The following is a 19,613-nucleotide window of genomic DNA, read 5'->3' on the forward strand; positions in this document are numbered from 1 at the left end:
TCCATTCGATATCCATCCGCTTCCTAGCACGCCGTGGACGATGGCCATGTGCTGCCTGGTCTGAGATGATCGCCTCGTGATCGCGAAGGGCCAGAGGATGTCAGCACCCGAGATGATCCTGCTCAACGCCCACATCGCCACCATGGCGGCACCAGGCGCAGAGCAGCAGGCCCTCGCCGTGCAGGGCGGCCGCATCGTCGCGATGGGCGACAACGCCGCGATGCGCGACCTCGCCGGCGCTGGCACCCGCGTGGTCGATGCCGCAGGGCAGCGCGTCATCCCCGGCATCGTCGACAGCCACGCGCATCCGGATGCCTATGCGGTCAGACTGCAGGGCTGGGTGCTGCTCTCGCCCGACCACGTGCGGACGCGGGACGAGGTGCTGAGCGCGATCCGCGCGCGCTGCGCGGCGCTGCCGCCGGGACGCTGGGGCAGCTTCTACCGGCTGAACGAGCGCGCCTCCGGCGGCTATCCGACGCTGGTCGAGCTGGATGCGGCCTCCGGCGGCCGGCCGATCTTCATCCTGCGCACCGACGGGCATCTCGGCCTCGCCAATTCCGCCGCTTTCGCGGCCTGCGGCATCGGGCCGGGCGCCACCGACCCGCCCTTCGGCCGCTTCGACCGCGACCCTGTCACCGGCGGCTTCACCGGCCTGGTGCGGGAGACTGCGGCGCATGTCTTCCTGGGCGCGATCCACGGCGCCGACACCGAGGCCGACATCATCGCCGGCATGGAAAAGGTGCAGGACGAGTGCCTCTCCCACGGCATCACCTCGGTCGCCAATTCGCTCTGCCCCTCGGTCGCGATCCGTGCCTATCAGCGCATGCGGCGGGAGGGGCTCTGGCGCATGCGCATGGGCATCATCGCGAGCGGGCGAGAGGAAGCGCTGATCCCGCATCTGATCGGCGCCGGCATCCAGTCCGGCTTCGGCGATGAATGGCTGCGGCTCATCGGCGTGGAATGGTGCCCGGACTGCTCCACCTCCGGCCGCACCGCCGCCTATTGGGAGCCCTATCGCGGCACGCCGGTTCCCGGTGAGCCAGTGCCGAACACCGGCATGCTGCTCTACGACAAGGACGACCTGACGGCGCGCGCGACCGCCGCGCACAAGGCCGGGCTGCAGGTCATGATCGAAGGTGTCGGCGACCGCGGCATCGACTTCGCGCTCGATGTCATGGAGGCGGCACTGACCGCGCATCCCGTCACCGATCACCGGATGCGGGTCGAGCATTGCTGCCACGTGACGCCATCGATCCTGGCGCGGCTCAAGGCCGGCGGCTTCGTCGACAGCTCGGCGACCGGCTTCATGGACGAGTTGGGCGAGGCCTACGTCGCCAATCGCGGGCAGGAGGCGATGCAGCACATGTGGCCGCACCGCAGCCTGATCGATGCCGGCATCCCCGCCCCCGGCCATTCCGATTTCGCGGTCTGCCGGGTGAACCCCTTCACGGCACTCGCCGCCATGGTCGGCCGCCGCAGCGGCAGCGGCGCCGACCTCGATGCGCGGGAGGCGGTGACGCCCTACGAGGCGCTGACCGCCTATACCCGCCTCGGCGCCTGGGCGCAGCGGGAGGAGATGGAGAAGGGCACGCTGGAGATCGGCAAGCTCGCCGATTTCGTCATCCTCGACCGCGACATCCTGGCAGCACACGCCGAGAGCATCCGCGAGACCCGGGCACTCGCGACCTATGTCGGCGGGCGGGAGGCGTTCAGCGCCTAGCCTCGCCCCGGCGGCGGAAAGGGCGTCGGGTCGGCGAAGCGTCGCACGAGATTCTCGACCAGCCGCGCCACCGGATTGGCGTAGCCGTCTACCGGCAAGGCGCCGATGAAGTTCATCGAGCCCACCGAGAAGACCGCGCCCTCATTCGGCGTCTCGAAGAAGGTCAGGTCCGAGCGGATGATCTCCTCCCGTGGGCCCGGCCAAGTGTGGTCACGCCGCTCCTCGTTCACCGGCTGGTAGCTCGGGTCCTCCACGACGGCGCTGGCGATGACGAGGGCATGGCGCGGCGTGCCGAGCGTCACATCGGCCCGGTCCAGCTCATGCCCCGCCGCGCCGCCGCCCATGAGGCCACGCTCGCCGAAGACCCCGCCGGGCACCGCGACGCCCTCGAGCCCCTCTCGCAGGAAGGCGACGCGGGGATCGAGAACCGCGTCGGCGAAGGTATAGGGGAAACCCTTGTAGACACCCTGGCTGCTGAAGCCGACGCCGACCAGCGCCTGCGGCGGCCGCCCGAGCCGCCGCCACAAGCCGCCATAGCTGCCGTCGAAGGCGTGATAGCTTTCGCCCGGCAGCGCTTCCCAAAGCCGGATGCCGCCTTCCGCGCGGCGGACCTCGAGCGCCCAGGGACCGTCGGGATGCGGCGCCACGCGCCAGTAGAAGCCGTTGCCGCCGAAATAGACGAAGCGTCCGCCGGTTTCGAGATAGGTGGCGATCGCGTCCAGAGTCTCGACGCTGTGGTATTCGGGGTGCTGCCCGGTCAGCACGACGTCGTAGCGTGACAGCAGCGCCGCCCCTTCCGCGTGGACATCGTGGTCGGTGATCACCTCGAAGCCGATGCCGCGGCGGTCCAGCAGATCCGTGATGTAGCTGTCGGCGGCGATCCAGTAAGTGCCGGAGCCCGCGGGGTCCGGGTCCATCAGGTGGAACTGGCCGACGCGCTTGTCGATCATCGGGCGGCGCATGCTGGCCATGGCGACGCCGCTGCCATCGGCATGGAAATTGTAGGTCGACAGGCCGTATTCCGGATGCCCGTCCGGCGCCTGCGGCAGGGAACCCCAGGCGGCGGCCCGGGCTGCGATCTCCCGCTGCCGCCCCGGCCGCACAAACTGGCCATAGATGGTGTAGCTGAAGGTCGGGGCCAGGAAGGCGACGCGCGCCTGGCGCCCCGGTACCCGAGCGCGGACGTAGAAGACGATGTTGTCGCGGCCCGCATCCGTCTCCAGGTGCAGCGCATAGACGCCGCTCGGCCAATCCTCCGGCACCGCGAGCGTCAGCGACGGCGTCCAGCCGGCATCACCGATATCGTCGGCATGGAAGTGGATAGCGTCGTATTCGCGGGGCGACTCGGTCCAGCGATGGACGGCGCCGCTCCAGCCCGGGCCGGTCATGGCGCGCATTGGCAGGTTCACGCAGCGCCCATGCCAGCGCCCCGGGCCGATGTCGGCCACGGTATCGGTCGGGATGCCCAGGCTGAAATCCCAGTCCGCGACGGTTTCGGCCGGCACCGGAGCGGCACCGGATGCCTGCAGGTGGAGCAGGGACAGAAGGCCGGCCTGGCTGCACAGGATCCGCGGGCGCGCGATCTTGCCGTCGAAGTGCCGGTCCACCTGACCGCCATGGCGGCGGGCGGCGATCGTGGCGGCGCCGAGCCCGGCCGGCATGCTGTCAGCCGGGATGGCGACGGCACGCTCCGCCCGCTCCTCGCGGTCGAGACGCGGCCGCCGCGGCGCCTGCGCCAGCTCGAGCATGCCGCGCGCCGGGTCGATGCGGCAGGCGATGTCGTGCCAGCAGCGTTCGGTCAGCGGCGTCTCCGCCGTGAGCGACACCGTGCGGCCCGCGGCTTCGAGGCGGCAGGTGGCGCCCTCTGGGCCGAAGCCAAGGGTCAGCGTCACGCCGCCCCCGCTCCAGGACAGCACCGCCTGCTCTCCCGCGTCGGGGCGCGTCGGCCAGATCGTCGCCAGCAGCGCGACTGGCGCAGCACCTGCCCCGAGGTCGAGCGCCGGCACATCGACGCAGGAGCCGAGCCGGATCGGTTGCTCCACTCCGGCATGCTCGCCCTCGGCAGCGCAGGGCACCGGCACCTCACGGTAACCCGGTCCCGCGGGATTCGGATCGCCGCAGAGGATGCGGGCGACGCGGGCGCGGTAGGCGCCGCCGCCCGCGACGCTGATCATGAAGCGGATCGTCTCGCCCTGGCGGACGCTCCAGCGGTCGGCATAGCCGGTGACGGGCAGCATGGTTCAGCCCCGCCGGACATTCCAGAAGAGCGCGAGGCCCTTCAGGACACCGGACAGGTCCTCGCGATAGGCGGTCGGTTGGTAGAACTGCCCGAGCGGCACATAAGGGACATCGGCGAAGGCCTGGCGCTGCATGTCGCGCCCGATGCGGCGGCGCGTCTCGTCATCGCCGGATTGCAGCCATTCATTGCGCAACTCCTCGAGCCGCGCGCTGGTGGACCAGCCGAAGGTCGCGGTCAGGCCGCTGCCGCGGATGAAGTTATGCGCCGCCGGGTTGAACTGGTTGATGCCCGCCGTATAGGTGCAGAAGGCGCTGTAGCCGCCACGCTCGACCGGCTCGCGATTGGCCTGGCGCGTCAGCGCGCTGCCCCAGTCCATCGCCGCATAGTCGAGATTCAAGCCGAGCCGGCGGAACACGTCGCCCACCACCTCGCTCATCGCGTTGATCGCGGGGAAATCGGTCGGCGCCATTAGCAGGACCTTCTCGCCCTTGTAGCCCGCCTGTTCCAGGGCGCGCCGGGACGCGGCGAGGTCACGCGGCCCGGTGAGTGCCTGCATGCCCTCGTCGCTGGCCATGATCGATCCCGGCGCGAAGAAGCCGACGCCGTCCTGCCACAGGGCGCGGTCGGTGCCGGCGACCGCGGTCATCACATCGGCCTGGGACACCGCCCCCAGCACCGCTCGGCGGATGCCGACATTGTCGAAGGGCGGGTGCAGGTGGTTGAAACGCAGCATACCGATAGCCCCGGTCGGGTCGAGGGTCTCGATCTTCAGCCCGCGCCCGCGCCGCAGGACGGGCAGCAGATCGACGGTCGGTTGTTCCCACCAATCGATCTCCCCGCGCTGCAAGGCTGCCGCGGCGGTGCTGGCATCGGGGATCGTGAGCCATTCCACCCGGTCGAAATGCGCGAGCTTGGGGCCGGCGAGCAGGCTCGCTGCCCCCTGGGCGCGCGGCACATAGCCTTCGAAGCGCGCATAGACGTTGCGCGAGCCCGCGACCCGCTCCTGCGCCACGAAGCGGTAGGGCCCGCTGCCGACCATCTCGCTGATCGGCTGCGCGGCATCCGTATCCGCCAGCCGCTCCGGCATGATGAAGGCGACATTCGCGCCCACCTTCGCGAGCGCGTCGGGCAGCAACGGAAAGGGCTGCTTCAGCCGCCAGCGCAGGACGCGGTCGGATGTGGCGGTGACCTCCTCCACCACGGCCATCAGGGCCAGCCCGAACTGGTCCCTGCGGCCCCAGCGCCTGAGGCTGGCGACGACATCGCGGGCCCGCACCGGCTCCCCATCATGGAAGCGCAGCCCTTCGCGCAGCGTCATCGTCCAGGTGCGCCCGTCATCCTCGACGGCATGACCTTCCACCATCTGCGGCTGCGCCCGGTATTGCTCGTCCCAGCCATAGAGGGTGTCGAACACCAGGAAGGCATGGTTCCGCGTGACGAAGCCGGTCGTGGTGATCGGGTCGAGGATCGCGAGGTCGGCCTGGGGCGCGAAGCGAAGCACCCGCTGCCCCTGCGATGCCGCGAGGTGCGGTGCACCCAGGATGCCGGCGCCTGCTGCGGCCGAAGCTTTCAGGAAGTCGCGTCGCTGCATGAGCCATCCCCTCCCGCGCATCTTCGCGCCGCCGGAGGACTGTGCCGCGCAGCGCAGCGCAGTGACAAGATGGCTGCCGCCGGGCCGATCAGGCCGCGGCGGGAATGGCGGGCCGGAAGCGCCGCGAGGCCAGTACGCCCAGCACCACGAAGACCAGCAGCGCGATCCCCTGCGCGATGGCGAAGGGCGGCTCGGACTGGGTGGGAGCGAGGGCGTTCAGCGCCGGCACCTTCCCGAAGAGCTGCGCGATCAGGACGAAGATCAGCAGGTAATGGCTGATCACCATGCCGATCGCATAGACCCCGCGCCAGGCGCCAGCGAGGCGGTAGCCGTAGCGTGCGATCAGCACCAGCGCGAGCACGACGAGCGCGATGGCGCCGACGATATGGGAGGGCAGCAGGCGGTGGAACGGGAAACCGTAGCCCGTCACGCTGGTCAGGATGGCGGTGACCAGGAACAGCGCGGTCGGCAGGGCCCGCACCCGGCCCGCGACCAGATCGGCGATCACGGGAATGCCGACCACGATCGCGATCAGGCTGAGCGCCGTGTGCAACGAGGTGAAGGGGTCGACGAACATGGTCCGGCTTCAGCTCCGTTGCGATGGCGCAAGACCATCCCGCAACGCAGCAGGCGCCGTCAAGCACCTTCCCGTGCCGCGGCGCGGTCCAGCAGATCGGCGGTCTCGACGCTCAGCGGGCGCGCCTCGCGGCTCGGCCTGGCGAGCGGGGTCGGTTGCGGCGTCTCCATATTGCCGCGGATGAAGGACCGGCCGGCCGTGATCCCGCCGACGATCTGCTCCTCCAGCCGCTGCTCGTCCCGGCGGCGCACATCGGCGACGAGCTCATCGGCCTCGCTCTCCTCGACACCGAGCCCGACCAGCGTCGCCCGGCTGAACACCAGGGCGGATTCCAGGGTCTCCCGGATCTGGTAGTCGACGCCAGCCTGCACTAGGCGCAGCACATGGCCGCGGTCGAAGGCGCGGACATAGAGCTTGGCCAGGGGAAACTCGGATTTGCAGAGTGCGACGATGCGGTCCGTCACCTCCGGTTTGTCGACGCAGACGAGGATCGCCTCCGCGGTCTCGGCGCCCGAGGCGCGCAGCACATCGAGCCTGGTGCCGTCGCCATAATAGACCTTGAAGCCGAACTGGCCGGCCGCCTGGATCATCTCCACATCGGGGTCGATCAGGGAGACGTCGCAGCCGCGCAGCAGCAGGGGCTGGCTCACGAGCTGGGCGAAGCGCCCGAAGCCGATGATCAGGACGCGCCCGGCGAGGTTCACCGGCGCTTCCACCCCATCCAGCGATTCCGCTTCGGGCGGCGGCAGCATCCGCTCCGCGGCCATCGCCAGCAGCGGCGTCAGCGCCATGGAGAGGATGACGATCGCGGCCATGGCGGCACCGGTGCGTGCATCGAAGATCCCCGCCGTGAGTGCCGCCGTGTAGAGCACGAAGGCGAATTCGCCGCCCTGCGCGAAGAGCGCCGCGCGCTTCCAGGCCTCGCGATGATCCGCGCCGAAGAGGCGGGCGACGCCGTAGATGCCGATCGCCTTCACCAGCATGAAGGCGATGACGCCGGCCGCGACCAGGCGCCATTCCGCGGCCACGACGGCGAGGTCGAGCGACATGCCGACGCTCAGGAAGAAGAGCCCGAGCAGGATGCCGCGGAAGGGTTCCACATCGGCTTCGAGCTGATGGCGGAAGGTCGATTCCGAGAGCAGCACGCCGGCGAGGAAGGCACCCATAGCCATCGACAGCCCACCCCATTGCAGGAAGAGCGCGGCGCCGAGCACCACCAGCAGGGCAGCCGCCGTCATCACTTCCCGCGCGCCGCTCTGCGCCAGGATGCGGAACATCGGGTTCAGCAGCCAGCGCCCGGCCGCGACCAGCAGAGCGATGGAGCCGAGGCCGAGGCCGATCGCCAGCCAGGCGGGGCGCTGCTCCCCGGTCGCGGTACCGGCGAGGGATGCGAGGACGGCCACCAGCGCCAGCAGCGGCACGATGGCGAGGTCCTCCAGCAGCAGCACCGCGACCGCGCGCTGGCCACCAGGGGTTGCGATCTCCCCCCGCTCCTCCAGCATCTGCATGATGACGGCGGTCGAGGAGAGCACGAAGCCCATGGCGCCGATCATCGCAGCCGCCGGCGGCAACCCGCCCAGCAAGGCCACACCCGACAGCAGCGCGCCGCAGGTCAGCACCTGGACGACGCCGAGGCCGAAGATCGCGCCCCGCATCGCCCAGAGGCGCGATGGCCGCATCTCCAGCCCGATGAGGAAGAGGAAGAGCACGACGCCGAGTTCGGCCACATGCAGGATCGCGACCGGATCGTCGACGACGCCGATGCCGAAGGGGCCGATCGCCAGGCCCGCGGCGAGGTAGCCGAGCACGGAGCCGAGGCCCGCCTTGCGGAACAGCGGCACCGCCACCACCCCCGCCGCCAGCAGCGCCACCGCCTGGCCCAGACCCAATCCTGCCGATTCCGCCGCCATCGCCATACCCTTCCCGATTCTGCCCCCGTTCTACAGGGGCGGCGGCAAGGGGGCAGCCTTCAGGCTGCGGTCAGGCCGCCATCGACCGCCAGAATCTGCCCGGTCACCGAGGCAGCCTCGGCGCTGCCAAGATAGCGCACCGCCGCCGCCACCTCCTCCGGCAGCGGGAAACGCCGCTGCGGAATGCGGGCCAACATGCCATCACGCCGTGCCGGGTCGGCCAGCATGGCGGCGCGGGACGGGGTGATGATGGTGCTGGGCGCCACCGCATTCACCCGCAGCCCCTGTTCCGCCCATTCGATCGCCAGCATGCGCGTCATCTGCACGATGCCGCCCTTGGCGATGCCATAGACCGAGCGCCCGGCGAGGCCGGTCAGGCCATGCGTGGAGGCCATCATCACCACCGCCCCCTGGCGCCCTGCCGCGAAGCAGCGGCGAGCGTAGTGCGTGGTGAGGAAATAGGTCCCCTTCAGGTTGACGTTCATCACCGCGTCCCATTCCCCCCACGCAAAGTCGGTCGCCGGGCGGTTCAGGGTGAAGGCAGCATTGTTCACCAGCAGGTCGATCGGGCCGAGCGCTGCTTCCGTCGCTTCCAGCGCTGCCGCGATCGAGGGCTCCTCCCGCAGGTCGAGCGCCACCGCCAGGCCGCGGGCACTGGCGGCTTCGATGCCGGCGATGGTGGCCGCCAGCGGCGATGGCGACAGCTCCGTCACGGCGATGTCGTAGCCATGCTGGGCCAGGTCAAAGGCGACGGCCTGGCCGAGGCCTTCCGTGGCGCCGGTGACAAGCGCGACGCGGCGTGCAGCGGTGCCGCTCATGCCACGCGCGCCTGGCGGATGGCGCGCCAGAGGCGCTCCGGCGTCGCCGGCATATCGACATGGTCGATACCGAGCGGCGCCAAGGCGTCGGCCAGCGCATTCACGACGACGACCAGCGCGCCGACCGTACCGGCCTCGCCAGCGCCTTTCGCACCCAGGGGATTCATGGTGGTCGGCACCTCGTTGCTCTTGCAGGCGATGAAAGGAAGATCGGCGGCGCGCGGCATCTGGTAGTCCAGGAAGGAGCCGCTGAGGCACTGCCCGGCCGCGTCATAGCGGATCGCCTCGCCCAGGATCTGGCCGACGCCCTGCGCGACGCCACCATGGATCTGGCCCTTGACCAGCTTCGGATTGATGACCCGCCCCACATCGTCCACGACCGTGTAGCGCGTGATCTCCCAGAGGCCGGTTTCCGGATCGATCTCGACCTCGCAGACATGGCATCCGTTCGGGAAGCTGGGGCCATCGGGTGCGACGATCGCCTTCTCGGACAGGCCGAGGCCGCCTATGGCGCCGGGCGGCAGGCGGAAGGCCAGCCGCGCCACGTCCCGCGTCGATAGCCGACGATCAGTGCCGATCACGTGGAAGCCGTCCGCGTCGAAGCCGACATCATTCTCCGCGCATTCGAACGCCACCGCCGCGATACGCCGGCCGCGCGCGACGATCCCCTCCGCCGCGCGCGCCAGCGCCGCGCCACCGGCGACAACGGAACGGGAGCCAAAGGTGCCGGTGCCGTGCTCGATCTGCTCGGTGTCACCGAAGCGCACCCGGATCTCCTCCGGCGCCAGGCTGAGCAGGTCGGCGGCGATCTGCGCGAAGGTGATCAGGTGCCCCTGCCCTTGCGAATGCACGCCGAGCGTGACGGTCGCGGCGCCCGTCGCGTCGAAGCTGACATCGGCACTTTCGGTAAAAGGACCAGTGACCGGGCCGTTGGCGATTTCGATCGCATTCGCGACACCAATGCCGAGCAGCTTGCCGCGCGCCTGCGCATCGGCACGCCGCGCCTCGACCCCGCGCCAGTCGGCGAGCGCCAGCGCGTCGTCCATGTTGCGCTCGAACTCGCCGGAATCGTAGGTGAAGACGAAGCCGGTAGCCCACGGCATCTGCTCCGGCGCGATCAGGTTGCGCCGGCGCAGCTCAACCCGGTCGATGCCGAGCCGAACCGCTGCCAGGTCGATGGCGCGTTCGATGGCATAGGTCGCTTCCGGCCGGCCAGCCCCGCGATAGGGGGAGGTCGGCGGCGTATGGGTAAAGACGCCCCGGACCCGAGCATGGATGCGCCGGCAACGATAGACGCCGGAGAGACCGCCCAGGTTGTTGGTCGGCACATGCACGCCATTCCAGGAGAGATACGCGCCGAGATTGGCGAGCGTTTCGATCCGCAGCGCCTGGAAAATGCCGTCCTCGTCGAGCGCGAGGGTGACGCTCGAATGCATGTCGCGGGCATGGTGGTCGGCGATGAAGCTTTCGCTGCGTTCACCGACCCAGAGCACGTCGCGCCAGATGCGCCGCGCCGCGATCAGCGCCAGGCCGTATTCCGGGAAAGGCGATTCCTTCAGGCCGAAGGCGCCGCCGACATCGGGGGCGATCACCCGCAGCCGGTGGCCGGGAATGCCGAGCACGCGCTCCGCATATTCCTCGCGAATGAAATGAGGGTTCTGCAGCGGGGCGGTCAGCGTGAACCGCTCCTCCGCCGCGTCCCAATGCGCGAGCGCTGCGCGCGTCTCCATCGGTGCCGCGATGACGCGGCTGATCGGGTAGGTGATGCTGACGCGATGCCGTGCCCCGGCGATGGCGTGCTCGACCTCCGCTACAGGGCCCTGGTCATGCAGGAAGCAGACATTGCCCGGCGCTTCTGCCCAGACCTCCGGCGCGCCGGGGGCAACAGCGGCGCGGAGATCGGTGACCGCAGGCAGCGGTTGCCAATCGATCGCCAGCGCCTCCGCCGCATCCTTCGCTTGAGCGAGGGTATCCGCCACGATCGCAGCCACCGCGTCACCCACAAAGCGCGCCGCGCCGACCGAAAGCGATCGGTAGGACGGCACGAAGTTCGGCGTCCCATCCGGCGTCAGTCGCGACACACGGGAGGTGAAATCACCGAGCCGCATGAGGTCCGGATCATCCGGCGTCAGCACCAGCCTGACGCCCGGCATCGCCGCCGCGACGCCCGCATCGATGCCCGCGATGCGCGCTGCCGCATGCGGCGACCGCACGATAAAGAGCCGACAAGCATCCGGTGCCACGAGATCGGCGGTGTAGCGGCCGAGGCCGGAGAGCAGCCGCCGGTCCTCGCTGCGCGGCAGCGACTTGCCGACAAAGCGCCAGGTCGTCATCGGCCGTTACTCGACCTTCCCGATGCGCTGAATGGCTGCTTCCACGCGCTGCCGGTCGGCATCCAGGAAGGCCTGGAAGGCGTCGCCCTGTCGCAGGTCGATCTCCATGCCCGTGGTCTCGAGCTGGCGGCGCATCTCCGGTTCCTGTGTCGCGGCCGAGATCCCCTCCCGGAGGCGTCGCTGGATGTCTGCCTCCACCGTCGCCTGGGTGAAGAATCCGACCCAAAGGTAGAACTCCACACCGCGGAAGCCGAGTTCGATCGCGGTTGGCAGATCGGGCAGCAGCGCCACGCGGCGGGCGCCGGTCTGCACCAAGGCGCGCATCTCGCCGGAACGGATATAGGGCGCGACGACGGAGGGCGTGCTTGCGGTCATCGCCACCTGGCCGCCGAGCACCGCGGTGATCGCCGGCCCGCCGCCGGAATAGGGCACGTGATTGAGCTGGAACTCACCGGCTTGAGCGAGCATCTCGAAAGGCAGGTGCACGGCGCTGTAGGGGCCGGAGGAGCCATAGGCGATGTCACCCGGCCGCCGCCGCTTCGCATCCGCGACCAGATCGAGCCAACTCCGCCAGGGTGCATCGGCCTTCACCACCATGACCTGCGGATCGGCGGTCAGCAGGGAAACCGGTGCCAGCGCCGCGCGATCGAAGCTCGGCGCCCGGCCGAACAGCGCATCCGCCGCCGGGATCGAGGAATAGGCGACATGCGCGATCAGGCCGGTATAGCCATCGGGCCGCGCCATGGCGGCCGCTGCCATGCCGATGCTGCCGCCGGCGCCGCCGCGGTTCTGCAGCACCACGCTTTGGTTCCAGACGCGCTGCAAGGCAGCGCCGAGCGGTCGCGCCACCAGATCGGTAGCGCCGCCCGGTGGGAAGGGCACGATCACGGTGACCGGCCGGTTCGGGAACGGCTGCTGGGCCAGGGTGCCGCGCGCGGCGGCGAGCATGGGCAATGCCAGTGCCGCACGGCGTGTGATATTGCGCGTCATGGCCGGTCAGCCGGCCTTGGCCAGGCCGTGCACCTGCCCGTCGGCACCGCGGGAGACGCCGATCGCGGCCGCCTTCTCCAGCACGCCCGGCTCCCAGGTGACCTTGCCGGCATCGGGGCCGCCGATCAGGGTCAGCAGCGTGCCGCGGCCTTCGCCGACATAGCGGAAGCCGCGATAGACGCCGGTCGGCACATGGATGCAGTCGAAGGGCTGCAGCACGATCTCCTTCTCACCCTCCTTCGTCATCCAGAACACTGCCCAGGGGCCGATCAGCGGCATGAACACCTCCTCCGTCGTGTGGGCGTGGAGGGAGGCACCGTTGCCATGCTCGGCCTGGATCATGCCGAGGTTGAAGCCATGCGCGGGCAACGGGATGTTCGGCTTCAGGTCGGGCAGGTCCTCGCGCTCGACCACGCCCATGCCGACCAGGTTGATCTTGAAGCGGCGGGCGCCGGGAAGGTTTGAATCCACGAAGGCTTCTTCTGAGCCGCGCAACGTGGCGAAGCGGGCGACGAAGCGCTCCATTTCAGCAATGGAAACGTTTTCAGGATCGATGCTGCTGTTGGGCATGGGGACGGCTTCCTCTCGTTGTACGCAGGATTGTTGACGATAGGCTGGCAAGCAGGGCCTGCACTGTCAACGCAACGAGAGTCCCGGTCGTTATCGGAAATCGCGGCTCGGCGGCATGCGGGCGCTGCGCGCAGCGCCTTCAAGTTCCGCTTCTTCCGGCTGCAGCAGCCCGTCGAGCAGGTCAGAGCGATCGGTCAGGCTGCGGATGAGAAGATGGGTGATCGGCACCTCGGCATGCTCGATGACGCGTTCCACCCGGCCTTCGGCCAGCAGCAGCCGGCTGGAGACCAGCGCAGCGCGGTAGCGCATCGCGACATCCGGATAGGCGACGAGATTGGCGACGCCATGCTCGTCCTCGACGGTCAGGAAGATCACGCCCTTGGCCGAGCCGGGGCGCTGGCGCATCAGCACCAGCCCAGCGAGACGCAGCGAGGATCCCTGCCCTGCCTCATGGAACTGGCGCGTATCGGCGCAGCGCAGCGCCATCAGCGCCGGGCGCAGCAGCGCCATCGGGTGGCGGCGGAGCGTCAGGCCGGTGGCGCGGTAATCCTCGACCACCGTCTCGCCTTCCGTCGCAGGGACCAGGGCCGGCGCGGGCTCCGCGATCAGCGGCGGCTCATCGGCCAGAGGATCGGCGGCAGTTGCGAAGAGCGGCAGGTCATGCGGCCCGGCAGAGACGCCGCGTGCATCCCAGGCAGCGCGGCGACGCTCGGCGCCAAGTCCAGCGAAGGCATCGGCGGCGGCCAACGCATCGAGCGCGCGGCGGCCGACACCGCTGCGCCGGGCGAGTTCCTCGACCGAGGCGAAGGGGGTGCCGTTACGCGCATCGCGCGCTTTGACGATCGCTTCCGCCTCCTCCTGCGACAGGCTCGCCACCATCCTGAGACCGAGCCTGAGCGCCAGGCCATTGGCGCTCTCGACCTCCGGCTCCAGCGTGCAGTCCCAGGTGCTGGCATTGACGTCGATCGGGCGGATCGCGACGCCATGCTCCCGCGCATCGCGCACGAGCTGCGCGGGCGCGTAGAAGCCCATGGGCTGGCTGTTGATCAGTGCGCAGGCGAAGACCGCGGGGTGGTGGCATTTCACCCAGGCCGAGGCATAGACGAGCAGCGCGAAGCTCGCGGCATGGCTTTCCGGGAAGCCGTAATCGCCGAAGCCCTCGATCTGGGAGAAGAGCCGTTCGGCGAAATCCTGCTTGTAGCCGCGGCGGACCATGCCGCTGACCAGCTTGTCGCGGTAGCGGTCGACCTTGCCGTTCATCTTGAAGGTGGCCATGGCGCGGCGGAGCTGGTCGGCCTCATCCGCCGTGAAGCCGGCTGCGACCATGGCGATGCGCATCGCCTGTTCCTGGAACAGCGGTACACCGAGCGTCTTGTCGAGCACCTGCTGTAACTCGTTTGGCGGACCATGCTCAAGCGATGGCGACGGGTAATCCGGATCTTCCAGCTTCGCCCGCCGCCGCAGATAGGGATGCACCATGTCACCGGCGATCGGACCCGGCCGCACGATCGCAACCTCGATCACCAGGTCATAGAATTTCTCCGGCCGCAGCCGCGGCAGCATGTTCATCTGCGCGCGGCTCTCCACCTGGAAGACGCCGATACTGTCGGCCTGGCGCAGCATCTCATAGGTCTTCGGGCATTCCGGCGGCAGCGTACGCAGGCCGACATCGAGATGCGCGTGCTGGCGCAGCAGATCGAAGCAGCGCTTCAGGCAGGTGAGCATGCCGAGCCCCAGCACATCCACCTTGAGGATGCCGAGCGCCTCGACATCGTCCTTGTCCCATTCCAGGACGGTACGGTCTTCCATCGCCGCGTTCGAGACCACCGCGAGCTCCACCAGGCTACCGCGGGTGATGACGAAGCCGCCGACATGGGTCGCGGTATGGCGCGGGAAGCCGATCAGCTCGGCCGCGAACTGCATCGCCAGGGCGAGGCGCGGATCACTGGCATCCAGCCCCTCTTCCGCCGCGATCTCGCCGGGATCGCGGTCGCCCTTCGGCCCCCAGCTCGCCTTGGCGAGGCGCGCGGTGACGTCTTCCGTCAGCCCCATGGCCTTGCCGACCTCGCGGATCGCGCTGCGGCTGCGGTAGCAGATCAGGGTGGCACAGATGGCGGCGCGGTGACGGCCGTATTTCTCATAGAGGTGCTGGATCACCTCTTCCCGCCGCTCATGTTCGAAATCGATGTCGATATCGGGCGGCTCGCCGCGGCTCGCGGAGATGAAGCGTTCGAAGAGCAGGTCGTGCTTGGTGGGATCGGCCGCGGTGACGCCGAGCGCATAGCAGACCGCCGAATTCGCCGCCGAGCCACGGCCCTGGCAGAGGATGCCCTTCGACTCCGCGAAGCGCACGATCTCCTGCACGGTCAGGAAATAGGGTGCATAGCCAAGCTTGCGGATCAGCTGCAGTTCCTGTGCGACCCGCTTCCGCACATCTGCCGGCGCACCGCCGACCCAGCGCGTCTCCAGCGCTTCGGCCACGCGCCGCTCCAATGTCTCCTGCGCGGTGTAGCCTTCCTCCAGGATCTCGTCCGGATATTCGTATTGAAGATCCTCGAGCTTGAATCCCTCCGTCGCATCCAGCACGCGGATCGTGTTCGCCAGCGCTTCCGGGTAGCGCGCGAAGAGGCGCGCCACTTCCGCCGGCGGCTTCAGGTGGCGCTCGGCATTCGGCTCCGCGTGATGCCCCAGCGCATCGACCGTGGTGTGCAGCCGAATCGCGGTCACCACATCCGCGAGCCGCCGCCGCGCCGGATCGTGGTAGCGCACGTCGCCAGTGGCGAGCAGTTCCGCCCCCGCCTGCGCCGCCATGCTGGCCAGAAGGTCGAGCCTGGCTTGGTCATCGCCGCGATAAGTGCACGCCGCCGCCAACAGCAACGGCATCGCCAGCCGCCCACGCAGCGCCGCCGCCGCTTCCCGCAGCCCTGCCGCGAAGGCTTCGTCGGGATCGGCCGGCGGTATCACCGCCAGCACCCAGCCATCGGCCACCGCGAACATCGCCGTGCGGTCGATGTGGCATTCACCCTTCGGCGCCTTCTCCCGCATCCGTCCTGCGGAGAGCAGCGCAGTCAGTCGGCCATAGTTCTCGCGATTGGTCGGCCATACCAACCACTCGCTACCGTCAAGCAGCAGCAGGCGGCAGCCGACCCGGTAGGGAATGGACCTATCGTCGGCATCGGTCGGATCAGCCTTTGCTGCGACATGCCCGCGCACCACCCCGGACAGCGAATTGGTGTCGCAGATACCAATGCCGGCATAACCTAATCTCTTCGCGCGCTTCACCAACTCATGCGGATGCGACGCTCCGTCGAGGAAAGTGAAGTTCGAACGCGCGGCTAGTTCTGCGAAACCCAAATGTATTGGCTCTCTCCAATTCAACCCTGTGGAGCTCTCGTGCACACCACGCGTTGATGCTCCCTGGATTTGCTTCACGCCTATGCATGATGGGGCTGCCATCCCGTGAAGCAGCCAGCGCGCCCTTTCCAAAGAGCCCTCGCGATAAACCCAGAGCCGGGCACCGGAAGCGAGCTCCAGCCGGTAATAGTCACGCCGCGCCGGCAGCGTCCCCATGCGCCACCACTCCGGTTCCAGCCGCCGCGGGCCCTGGACCTGCGCCACGCGATGCGCCACCCCTCGCCAGCACAGCAGCGCGGGTGGCCCGTCCGGCAGCAACGCCACCACCTCCACCGGCTCCGGCCGGCGCCGCAGCAGCACCGGCGCCCAGAGCCCGCCCCAGCCCGCGGGCATCGCCGGCGGCACGGCCTGCGCACCGAGCGATGCCACCATATGCTCCGGCCAATGGCTCGCCACCGGTGCCACCCGCCGCACCTCCACCCGCTGGCCCAGCCGGTCGAGGAGCTGCGCCAGCGCCATCGCGGCGCTTTCGTCCCGCCGCCCCGCAATCCGCATCACCGCCTGCGCGCCGGCCGGCATCGGATCCGTGGCGCGCGCCTCCAACGCCAGGCGTTCGAACCCCAGCCCCGGCGCCAGCCGCTCCAGCTTGTCGCGAAACAGGCGCCGCAGATGCGCCGGCGCCCGGCTCGGCTGGCCGGTACCGATCACGACCTCCTGCACATCCCCATCCACCCGCCAGGCCAGCAGCGCCAGCCGCCGCACCCCGACCCCGGCCCGGAGCAGCTTCGCGCAGAGCCCATCCAGCAGCCGGTCGAGCACCGCATCGATGCCGGCGCGCGCGATGACCGGTTCCATCGGCTCCAGCGCCACGGCAAGCTCCGGCGGCGGCTGCAGCGGCCGGATCGCCTGCCGCCGCGCCCCGGTCACCGCATCCAGCCGGTCCAGCAGATCCTGCCCGAAGCGCCTTGCCAGCGGTGCCCGCAGCAGGGCCAGCAGATCCCGCACCCGCCGCAGCCCGAGCCGCACCAGCGGCGCCAAATCCTCCGCCCCCAGCCGCAGCGCCAAACCGATCGGCAGCGGCCCGACCGCCGCCACCTCCTCCCCCGACACCACTACCGGCTGATCGGACCGCGCCCGCGCCAAGGCACCCGCCGTCGCCGCCGCGCCCGCCACCGCCCCCCGCGCCGCAAACCCCGCACGCCGCAGCCGCGCCAGCGCATCCCGCAGCAGCGCTGCCTCCCCGCCCCAGAGATGATCGCAGCCGGTGATGTCGAGCATCACCCCATCCGGCGCATCCTCCGCCGCCAGCGGCGTGTAGCGCCGTGCCCAGAGCGCCAGGTCCCGCAACACCCGCGCCGCCGCCCCCGGCTCCTCCGGCTGCAGCAGCAGATCCGGCGCGATCGCCTGCGCATCCGCCAGGCTCTGCCCCACCGCCAGGCCGGCCCGCGCCGCCACCGGATCCACCGCCACCAACACCCGCCGCGGCCCCTCCGTCGCCCAGACAGCCAAAGGCCGGTCAGCGGGCAGGTCCATGGTCCGGCGAAGGCGGTCGGTCGCGAGATCGGGCAGGTGCAGGGCGAGGTAACGGCGGTCTGCCCCGGGGAGGGCGCTGCCCTCCCCGGACCCCACCCGCAAGGAGCCTGGAGGCTCCTTGACCTGCTTCACTTGGCGCCCTGACTGGGAAGGGGGATGCCCGGCGCGATCGCGCCGGGCATCCCCCTTCCCAGTCAGGACATCAAAATGATCGGGGTCCAGGGGCCCTAGGCTCCTGGTGGGGTGGGTCTGGGAGGGGCAAAGCCCCTCCCAGGGCAGACCCTCCGTCATCACGCCCCGTCCCGCTCGATCTCGCCCGCCGCCACCCGCCAGGTCACGGCCCAGCCGCTGTCAGCCTTGCCGCCGCGGGCGCGCAGCAGGTCGAGTTGCCAGCGGGGATCGCCGAAGCCGTGGCCGGCGCCGGCGGCGTTCAGGGCGCTGATGCGCCAGCGGGTGGTGGCAGCACTCGGTGGGGGGCGGGCGATGTCGGGGCGGAGCAGCAAGCCGACGCCACCGCCGGCTTCGGCGGCGAGCTGCAGGCGGCGGCTGGCGGTGAGGTCGAGTTGGGTGTCAGCCGGATCGGCCTCCCAGTCCGGGGCCAGCAGGGCGCCGGCGACAGCGGGGCAGCGCAGTGCTTCCTCCATGGCCCAGAGGGCGTCGGACCAGTGTTCGGCGCGCAGCAGGATGAGGTTGGCGGGCGTGAGGCCGCAGCGCGCGAGGCCGGGGGGCCAGGCGGTCAGGGCGTCGCTGCCGGCGGCGATCCAGAGCACGGTGCCGCCGGCACGGGCCAGCAGCACCGCGGCGAAGGCAGCGCCGCAGCCGGGCTCCTCGGCCAGGATCTCGTGCAGGGCGGCGCGGGCGAGGCCGCCGCCGGGCAGTTTCGGACCGTCGAAGAGTGGGATGGGTGCGGCGTCGTGCCGCGCCCGGCCAGCGCCTTCCAGCCGCGCCACCCGGGCACGGAGCGCGGCAAGCAGGGCTGGCTGGTCGATCGGGGGGCGGTCAGCGGCCGCCAGCGCGAGGTGCCGGTCCGACATGCGCCGGACCCTGACTCACCTTGGTGAACAAATCAAGAACGAGAACGCAGCTCCGAGTCCCGTCAACCGACGGGCATGTTGTCCAGCAGCCGGACTGGGCCGAGCTTCGCGGCGGCGATCATACGGGCCGGCAGCGCATCGGTCGGTCGCAGCGTTTCGGGCTCGACCAGGGCCAGATAGTTCACGTCGAAGCCGGCCGCGTTCAGACCGTCCCGCGCGGCATCGAGCGCGCTCTCGATCGCGGCGCCGTGCAGCATGGCATTGGCGGCTTCGCGCATCGCCTCCGGCAGCATCGCTGCCTTGGCGCGCTCGGCCGGGCTCAGATAGCGGTTGCGGGAGGAGAGCGCGAGCCCATCGGCATCGCGCACGATCGGGTGGCCGAGGATGTCGAGCGGCAGGTCCAGATCCGCGACCATCCGCCGGATCACCTGAAGCTGCTGCCAGTCCTTCTCCCCGAACACCGCGACATCGGCCTCTGTCTGGGAGAAGAGCTTGCAGCAGACAGTCGCGACGCCGCGGAAATGGCCTGGGCGCGCCGCGCCTTCGAAGCCTTCGGTGGGGCCGGCGACTTCGATCACCGTCGCGGCGCCAGGGGGATACATGACCTCCACCGTCGGCAGCCAGGCGATGTCGCAACCGGCCGCTTCCAGCGCCGCGAGATCGGCTTCCTCGGTGCGCGGGTATTTGGAGAAGTCTTCGTTGGGCCCGAATTGCAGCGGGTTGACGAAGATCGAGGTGATGACCCGATCCGCCTCCCGCCGTGCCGCCTCGACCAGGGCGAGATGCCCGGCATGCAGCGCGCCCATGGTGGGCACCAGCGCGACGCGTTCTCCGGCGCGGCGCATCGTCTCCGTCGCCGCGCGCAGCGCGGGCAGGTCCCGAACGATCCTCATGGGTATCGCGTATAGGAAGGGGTCAAGTTGCGCGCAATGACGGCTTGCGAC

At 70.0% G+C, this 19,613-nt stretch carries 12 protein-coding genes; 1 reads left to right on the forward strand and 11 read right to left on the reverse strand.

Annotated features, from left to right (window positions below):
- Nucleotides 1–112: 112 nt before the first annotated feature.
- On the forward strand, nt 113–1,720 hold the full coding sequence (locus GXW71_RS17625; protein WP_246526670.1) for an amidohydrolase: 1,608 nt from the start codon (nt 113–115) through the stop codon (nt 1,718–1,720).
- Here GXW71_RS17625 and GXW71_RS17630 read toward each other — a convergent pair.
- From GXW71_RS17630 to panC, 11 genes are all read right to left on the reverse strand, one after another.
- Nucleotides 1,717–3,957 carry a N,N-dimethylformamidase beta subunit family domain-containing protein gene (locus GXW71_RS17630; RefSeq protein ID WP_211853864.1) on the reverse strand — a complete coding sequence of 747 codons (2,241 nt, stop codon included), beginning with the start codon at nt 3,955–3,957 and terminating at the stop codon, nt 1,717–1,719. The genes GXW71_RS17625 and GXW71_RS17630 overlap by 4 nt on opposite strands.
- A gap of 3 nt (nt 3,958–3,960) precedes the next feature.
- The gene (locus GXW71_RS17635; protein WP_211853865.1) at nt 3,961–5,550 is read right to left on the reverse strand and encodes an ABC transporter substrate-binding protein; all 1,590 of its coding nucleotides are present in this window, start codon (nt 5,548–5,550) and stop codon (nt 3,961–3,963) included.
- An 88-nt stretch (nt 5,551–5,638) separates the two neighbouring features.
- The gene (locus GXW71_RS17640; protein WP_211853866.1) at nt 5,639–6,127 is read right to left on the reverse strand and encodes a hypothetical protein; all 489 of its coding nucleotides are present in this window, start codon (nt 6,125–6,127) and stop codon (nt 5,639–5,641) included.
- Between the two features lie 59 nt (nt 6,128–6,186).
- Nucleotides 6,187–8,037, reverse strand: a complete 1,851-nt coding sequence (locus GXW71_RS17645) for a monovalent cation:proton antiporter-2 (CPA2) family protein (RefSeq protein ID WP_211853867.1) — start codon at nt 8,035–8,037, stop codon at nt 6,187–6,189.
- Between the two features lie 59 nt (nt 8,038–8,096).
- A complete protein-coding gene (locus tag GXW71_RS17650) occupies nt 8,097–8,855 on the reverse strand; it encodes an SDR family NAD(P)-dependent oxidoreductase (RefSeq protein ID WP_211853868.1) in 759 nt (252 codons plus the stop codon).
- Nucleotides 8,852–11,188, reverse strand: coding sequence for a xanthine dehydrogenase family protein molybdopterin-binding subunit (locus GXW71_RS17655; protein WP_211853869.1), 2,337 nt, complete (start codon nt 11,186–11,188; stop codon nt 8,852–8,854). The genes GXW71_RS17650 and GXW71_RS17655 overlap by 4 nt, the downstream gene beginning before the upstream one ends.
- A gap of 6 nt (nt 11,189–11,194) precedes the next feature.
- Nucleotides 11,195–12,178 carry a tripartite tricarboxylate transporter substrate binding protein gene (locus tag GXW71_RS17660; protein ID WP_211853870.1) on the reverse strand — a complete coding sequence of 328 codons (984 nt, stop codon included), beginning with the start codon at nt 12,176–12,178 and terminating at the stop codon, nt 11,195–11,197.
- 6 nt (nt 12,179–12,184) lie between these two features.
- Nucleotides 12,185–12,748, reverse strand: a complete 564-nt coding sequence (locus GXW71_RS17665) for a cupin domain-containing protein (RefSeq protein WP_211853871.1) — start codon at nt 12,746–12,748, stop codon at nt 12,185–12,187.
- A 90-nt stretch (nt 12,749–12,838) separates the two neighbouring features.
- Nucleotides 12,839–17,731: an error-prone DNA polymerase gene (locus GXW71_RS17670; protein ID WP_367617328.1), complete on the reverse strand. Its 4,893-nt coding sequence runs from the start codon at nt 17,729–17,731 to the stop codon at nt 12,839–12,841.
- Nucleotides 17,732–17,925: 194 nt separating this feature from the next.
- Entirely contained in the window at nt 17,926–18,669 is a 744-nt protein-coding gene (locus GXW71_RS17675; protein WP_211853873.1) for an ImuA family protein, read from the reverse strand.
- A 62-nt stretch (nt 18,670–18,731) separates the two neighbouring features.
- Complete coding sequence (panC, locus tag GXW71_RS17680; RefSeq protein WP_211853874.1) at nt 18,732–19,562, reverse strand: pantoate--beta-alanine ligase; 831 nt, start codon at nt 19,560–19,562, stop codon at nt 18,732–18,734.
- Nucleotides 19,563–19,613 lie beyond the last annotated feature (51 nt).

The organism is Plastoroseomonas hellenica (assembly GCF_018129085.1).
Lineage (GTDB): Bacteria > Pseudomonadota > Alphaproteobacteria > Acetobacterales > Acetobacteraceae > Plastoroseomonas > Plastoroseomonas hellenica.

What these genes read in the sequence shown, in the direction of transcription:
- GXW71_RS17625 (WP_246526670.1), top strand. Translation starts at nt 113, where the DNA reads ATGATCCTGCTCAACGCCCACATCGCCACCATGGCGGCACCAGGCGCA.
- GXW71_RS17630 (WP_211853864.1), bottom strand. Translation starts at nt 3,957, where the DNA reads ATGCTGCCCGTCACCGGCTATGCCGACCGCTGGAGCGTCCGCCAGGGC.
- GXW71_RS17635 (WP_211853865.1), bottom strand. Translation starts at nt 5,550, where the DNA reads ATGCAGCGACGCGACTTCCTGAAAGCTTCGGCCGCAGCAGGCGCCGGC.
- GXW71_RS17640 (WP_211853866.1), bottom strand. Translation starts at nt 6,127, where the DNA reads ATGTTCGTCGACCCCTTCACCTCGTTGCACACGGCGCTCAGCCTGATC.
- GXW71_RS17645 (WP_211853867.1), bottom strand. Translation starts at nt 8,037, where the DNA reads ATGGCGGCGGAATCGGCAGGATTGGGTCTGGGCCAGGCGGTGGCGCTG.
- GXW71_RS17650 (WP_211853868.1), bottom strand. Translation starts at nt 8,855, where the DNA reads ATGAGCGGCACCGCTGCACGCCGCGTCGCGCTTGTCACCGGCGCCACG.
- GXW71_RS17655 (WP_211853869.1), bottom strand. Translation starts at nt 11,188, where the DNA reads ATGACGACCTGGCGCTTTGTCGGCAAGTCGCTGCCGCGCAGCGAGGAC.
- GXW71_RS17660 (WP_211853870.1), bottom strand. Translation starts at nt 12,178, where the DNA reads ATGACGCGCAATATCACACGCCGTGCGGCACTGGCATTGCCCATGCTC.
- GXW71_RS17665 (WP_211853871.1), bottom strand. Translation starts at nt 12,748, where the DNA reads ATGCCCAACAGCAGCATCGATCCTGAAAACGTTTCCATTGCTGAAATG.
- GXW71_RS17675 (WP_211853873.1), bottom strand. Translation starts at nt 18,669, where the DNA reads ATGTCGGACCGGCACCTCGCGCTGGCGGCCGCTGACCGCCCCCCGATC.
- panC (WP_211853874.1), bottom strand. Translation starts at nt 19,562, where the DNA reads ATGAGGATCGTTCGGGACCTGCCCGCGCTGCGCGCGGCGACGGAGACG.